General features: G+C 55.5%; 8 protein-coding genes. 4 read left to right on the forward strand and 4 right to left on the reverse strand.

The window, feature by feature from the left end:
- Positions 1-199, forward strand: a 199-nt coding sequence (locus HFM78_RS01950) for a cation:dicarboxylate symporter family transporter (RefSeq protein WP_287127731.1), incomplete at its 5' end; no start/stop codon positions are given.
- Here the strand turns inward: HFM78_RS01950 and ilvN are convergent.
- The 4 genes from ilvN to HFM78_RS01970 are packed head-to-tail and all read right to left on the reverse strand — an operon-like array spanning position 196 to position 2,750.
- Complete coding sequence (gene ilvN / locus HFM78_RS01955) at positions 196-732, reverse strand: acetolactate synthase small subunit (RefSeq protein WP_287127732.1); 537 nt, start codon at positions 730-732, stop codon at positions 196-198. The genes HFM78_RS01950 and ilvN overlap by 4 nt on opposite strands.
- Before the next feature lie 32 nt (positions 733-764).
- Positions 765-1,640, reverse strand: coding sequence for a CoB--CoM heterodisulfide reductase iron-sulfur subunit B family protein (locus tag HFM78_RS01960; RefSeq protein WP_287127733.1), 876 nt, complete (start codon positions 1,638-1,640; stop codon positions 765-767).
- Positions 1,641-1,682: 42 nt separating this feature from the next.
- Positions 1,683-1,955 (reverse strand): hypothetical protein, encoded by a 273-nt coding sequence (locus HFM78_RS01965; protein WP_287127734.1) that lies wholly within the window; start codon positions 1,953-1,955, stop codon positions 1,683-1,685.
- Between the two features lie 36 nt (positions 1,956-1,991).
- Positions 1,992-2,750: an RDD family protein gene (locus HFM78_RS01970; protein ID WP_287127735.1), complete on the reverse strand. Its 759-nt coding sequence runs from the start codon at positions 2,748-2,750 to the stop codon at positions 1,992-1,994.
- A gap of 33 nt (positions 2,751-2,783) precedes the next feature.
- Here HFM78_RS01970 and HFM78_RS01975 point away from each other — a divergent pair, with 33 nt between their 5' ends.
- The 3 genes from HFM78_RS01975 to HFM78_RS01985 all read left to right on the forward strand — a co-directional run bounded on the left by HFM78_RS01975 (position 2,784) and on the right by HFM78_RS01985 (position 4,774).
- Entirely contained in the window at positions 2,784-3,128 is a 345-nt protein-coding gene (locus HFM78_RS01975) for a translation initiation factor (RefSeq protein WP_287127736.1), read from the forward strand.
- The gene (gene recF, locus HFM78_RS01980; protein WP_287127737.1) at positions 3,128-4,237 is read left to right on the forward strand and encodes a DNA replication/repair protein RecF; all 1,110 of its coding nucleotides are present in this window, start codon (positions 3,128-3,130) and stop codon (positions 4,235-4,237) included. The genes HFM78_RS01975 and recF overlap by 1 nt, the downstream gene beginning before the upstream one ends.
- A gap of 129 nt (positions 4,238-4,366) precedes the next feature.
- Positions 4,367-4,774, forward strand: a complete 408-nt coding sequence (locus HFM78_RS01985) for a hypothetical protein (RefSeq protein WP_287127738.1) — start codon at positions 4,367-4,369, stop codon at positions 4,772-4,774.
- Positions 4,775-4,942 lie beyond the last annotated feature (168 nt).

The following is a 4,942-nucleotide window of genomic DNA, read 5'->3' on the forward strand; positions in this document are numbered from 1 at the left end:
GATTGGGACGGCGGGGGTACCAGGGGGGTCCTTGCCCTTGGTTGTCTTAGTGCTGCAAACCGTGGGTGTACCGGCTGAGGGCATTGGGATCATCCTCGGGGTGGACCGCATCCTCGATATGAGCCGCACCGTGGTCAATGTCACCGGCGATATCGCGCTGGCGGCCTGGGTGGATAGCTCAGAGCCGGACCCGACCTAGGAAACGCCCAACTCGCGCAGGGGAATGTCCTGAGCGTTGAGGTACTCAGTATTGACCCCAGACTCGCGCACCAAGGCTAATTTCCCGGTCCGGGCCATCTCTCGGACGCCGAACTTACTGAGATTCTGCAAAATCGCGACCATCTTACCGGGATCGCCTACCACTTGAATGGTTAGGGAATCCTCGGACATATCCACAATGGAGGACCGAAAGATCGTCGCTACCTCAATCACCTCGCGGCGGGTGGCGGGGGTAGCATTCACTTTGACGAGCATGAGTTCCCGTTGCACACAGGGCACTTCGGTCAGGTCGTGGACCTTGAGGACGCTAATCAGTTTATAGAGTTGTTTAGTCATCTGCTCGACCGCCCGTTCATCCCCAGCCACGACCATCGTGATCCGCGAGACCCCCCTGGTTGCCGTGGGACCGACCGCCAGACTCTCGATATTAAAACCCCGACGGGCGAACATCCCGGCAATGCGCGAGAGGACCCCGGATTCGTCCTCGACAAGGACGGCGAGTGTATGCTTCATGACATTTTCTCAAGGTCAGGTCATGATAACACCTACTTAGCTAGAGCCTGTAGGACCGGGCTGGTGGAGACAATATGCCGGTTTAAGCCCAAGGCTTCGGGGTCCAGACCCAGAGCCAAGCCGATTAATTGGGGTAGGTGCAGAACAGGTAGGCCCAACTTTTGACCGATGACCTTCGCCACTTCGGGTTGACGCGAATCCAGGTTCAGATGGCAGAGGGGACAGGGGGTGACCATGCAGTCTGCGCCATTCTCTAGGGCTTCGAGGAGGTGACGACCCGCCATGGTGAAAGAGGCTTTGGTGGCGTAACTGGCAATAGGCCAACCGCAACACTGGACCCGTCCGTCGTAGAGGACCGGGGTCGCACCAAGGGCAGTGAAGACTTTTTCTAAGGATGTGGGGTTATAGGGGTGGTCATAGCGAGTTACGGTCTGACCCCGCAACAGATAACACCCATAGAAAGCAGCGCATTTGAGACCCGTGAGCGGACGGCGGACTTTGGCTTGGAGTCGGTCGAGTCCGTAGTCCCCCATCAAGATCCACAGCAGATGTTTGACTTCGATGGAGCCTTGGTAGTGATGGCCCTGGGTCTCTAGAACCTCGTTGACCCGGGCGCGTTGCGCGGCATCGCCCTTGAGTTTGTCGTTGACCCGACCAATGACGCCTTGACAGGTACTACATTGAGTCATCAGGGGCAGACCCATTTCCTCCGCTAGGGCAATGTTGCGGGCGTTGACGGTATCTTCCAGGAATTCGTCGGTCTCTTTGAACGTCCCTGAACCGCAACAGGCGGCCCGCTCCAGTTCCACCAATTCAATGCCCAGGGTCCGACTGATCAAGGTCGTGGAAGCATGTAATTCCTGACAGGCTCCCTTAGCGACACAACCCGGATAATATGCGTACTTCAAGGTCTCACCCCAGTGTTAGCCCCTTAATTATAGGGTGGGCCTTCAGTGGGACTTTTGCTCGTGGTAGTGGGTGATATTTTCGTAGATGTGTTCAGGAAACTGTAGGTCCCTATAGACGTTGCAGCTATCGGGGTCCTCTGGGGTTGGACAGATGGGGAAATCTTGATGTTGTTGAAACTCAAGGATTTTTTCGCGGCGGGGCGGGCTATAGTCGCGCTCCCGCACCTGTTGGTGCAGACCATGGGCCTGTTCCTCATCGAACTGGGGTCTTTTAATAGATAGGTCATTGACGTCGTCATGCCATTGCTGACGCACCTTTTCGCTGGCTGGCTCTATGGACCGGAGAAATAACTAACCTCCCCCGCGATAGCCCTCATAGACCCCTACCAAAAAAGCCTCCGCATCCATTCCCCCCGGTAACTCCGCCTCTCCCACCAACGCCAAATACCGTTGCGCCAAACGCTGAGCTAGTTCAACGCGGGCACGCGGCTCCAGACTCAGACGACGCGACAGAAATTCCTCTAAACAAAAGTAATCCTGGGGATTCAATCGGCGCAAATTCAAGTTGAGTATCGCGGTATCGGTTGCGACAATCGGTGGGGTAAGGGTCCCAGGATTGACCTCCTTGACTACAATCGTTCCCGCCGCCAAGTCCCCCAGGCGTTTCTCCTCGGGGTGCAAGACCAAGACCACCAGTCCGAGCGCAAAAGTCTGGTCTACTAATCGGACTAGATTACGAATCAAATTACCCCGCAAATCTAAAGGCCGCCCGTCATCGCGCAAAACCCGCAACCCCGTCCAGCGTTTCCCCGGGGTCTGCCCCTGCCAAACTAGCTCGAAATATAGGTAGTAGCCGACATTGAGCAGACCCGCCAGCGCGAAAATTACTGCCCCTAGCCAACTCCCCAAAAATGTCCCAATCCCGTTCAAATCAAGGCCCCCTACCCCGACCAAGAGCAAAAGCAGCCAGAGCGTTATAAATAGAGAAGTATTAATGAAAAAGTCCACCAAGTAGGCAAGGAACCGTTCGCCCACTCCCGCCAAACGGAACGTGAGATCAATGTTCTCGGGAGTCCGAATCCGGTAGACCCCAGCCAGCGGTTCAGTCATGGGGCAACTATATCATTGCAAAAAGGAGAAGCGGTGCGACCCGGTAAGCTGGTCTATCAGGAATTTGGGGAGCGTTGCCCGTCCTGCGGGTTAATTCATTGCACCTGCTCGCCCCCCGCCCCCCCGCCGACTCCCGCCCAACAGACTGCCCGTCTACTCTTAGAGCGCAAGGGCCGGGGCGGGAAAACCGTAACGCTCATTCAGGGCCTAGTTCATACCGAGAACGAATTCAAGACCCTCACCCAGAAAGTCAAGCAGCACTGCGGCAGCGGCGGTGCGTATAAAGAAGGAACCATCGAAATCCAAGGCGACCACCGTGACCGACTGGCGATTTATCTGCAAAGCTTGGGCTATCGGATACGTAAGGTGGGCGGCTGATGTTTGTGCAATCGCTCCACCTGACCCAGTTTCGTAACTATTTGGACCAGAGCATCACCTTTGAGCAACCTAAACTGATCCTCGTCGGCGATAATGCTCAAGGCAAATCCAACTTCCTTGAAGCTCTCCAACTCCTCGCCACCGGACGCAGCCAACGGGCCAACCGCGACCGCGAACTCATCCAACAAGGTTCTGACCAGGGCCGAGTCTTGGCCCAAGTCGAACGCCGGGAGGGACGGGTGGAACTGGAACTCATCCTACGGGCTACCGGACACCGCACCGCCCGCCTCAATGGCGTCACTCAACCGCGCATCGGCAACCTGCTCGGGCAACTCAATACAGTTTTTTTCTCTAGTTGGGACCTCGACCTCGTGCGCGGCAACCCCCAGCAACGGCGGTCTTGGCTGGATGGCATTCTGGTCCAACTCGAACCTATTTACGCGCAACTGAGCGACCAATACCAACAAGTGCTGCACCAACGCAACAGCTTACTCAAGCAAATCCCCCCCGTCCCCGACCACGAACTCGCGCTCTGGGATGAACAACTGGCCCGCCACGGTACCCGTGTCATCCGCCGCCGCCGTCGCCTGCTTACCCGACTTGCTCCCCTCGCGACCCACTGGCAAAGCGTGATCAGTGGTGGTAACGAGACGCTCCAACTGAGTTACCAGAGTCGCATTCCCGACCAGGGCGACGACCCTCTACAAATCGAGCAACAGTTTCGTGAACAACTCGCCCAAAAACAGGCAGCCGAACGTTACCAGGGCCTCTCCTTGGTCGGACCCCACCGCGATGAAGTGGAGTTTATTTTGGGAGAGACCCCGGCGCGACTCTACGGTTCCCAGGGCCAGCAACGGACTTTAGTTTTGGCCTTAAAACTGGCGGAGCTAGAACTCCTCGAACAGGTCAACCAGCAACCGCCCTTACTCCTCCTGGATGATGTCCTCGCCGAGCTTGACCTCAAACGCCAGAACCAGCTTTTAGGTACGATTGGTGAGCGGGTCCAGACATTTGTGACCACGACGCACCTAGGGAGTTTTGAGCGGGGCTGGCTTAAATCAGCCCAGGTTTACCAAGTAAACGCGGGTTCCCTGCAAGAAGTAAGCTAGGTAACAAAGTTTTGTAAATTTTTTCGCCCCGCCCCGGTTCCAGAATCTTTAATTCATGTTAGGTTGGCACACAATCAGACTTCTGGGACCTCATACCAGACTGACAAAGTAGAGGGTGGTGGGGCGGCTATGGTTCAGCTAACAACGTATACTTCCGGTGAGCTTAATCTCCTGCAAACGCTAGGGGCTTATGGTTTTGAGGGCCTTGATGACACCACATCCCAACTGTTGTGTGATTGGTCTGAGGAGTTTCCTGAAACTTGGCCGATTCTAGCCGTGGTCGAGGCGGTGCATCAGGGCCGCTATAAAGTTTTATCCATCCAACAAATCTTGCGTTGCTGGCAACGGCGGGGACAACCCCGGATTAACTTTGACCGCAACTTTCAACGCCAGATCCTAGAAGAATCCTGGGAACCGATCGTCCCGCCCATTCCTCGGGCTGTAATAATTAAACCCGAACCGGTGCCCGTACCGACTCGGCGATGGCGCGAACAGCCGGTAGTCCATCGTCTCCGCGAGCTCGTCGGGGTAGCTTGAGGATTTGGGGTCTGTATCTAGTCCTCCACCAAAATTAAACGCTCCTCTTTGACGAGGAGCGTTATTTTTAGGTAAGCTGACAAGCATTTAAAATGCGTTATACTGGAATTATTCAATGTCCAAAAATGTTACAACCATGCTTAGTAAAAGCTTCCTTTCCTCAGAAGA

The sequence above is a fragment of the Candidatus Cyanaurora vandensis genome, from assembly GCF_013285555.1.
GTDB lineage: Bacteria > Cyanobacteriota > Cyanobacteriia > Gloeobacterales > Anthocerotibacteraceae > Cyanaurora > Cyanaurora vandensis.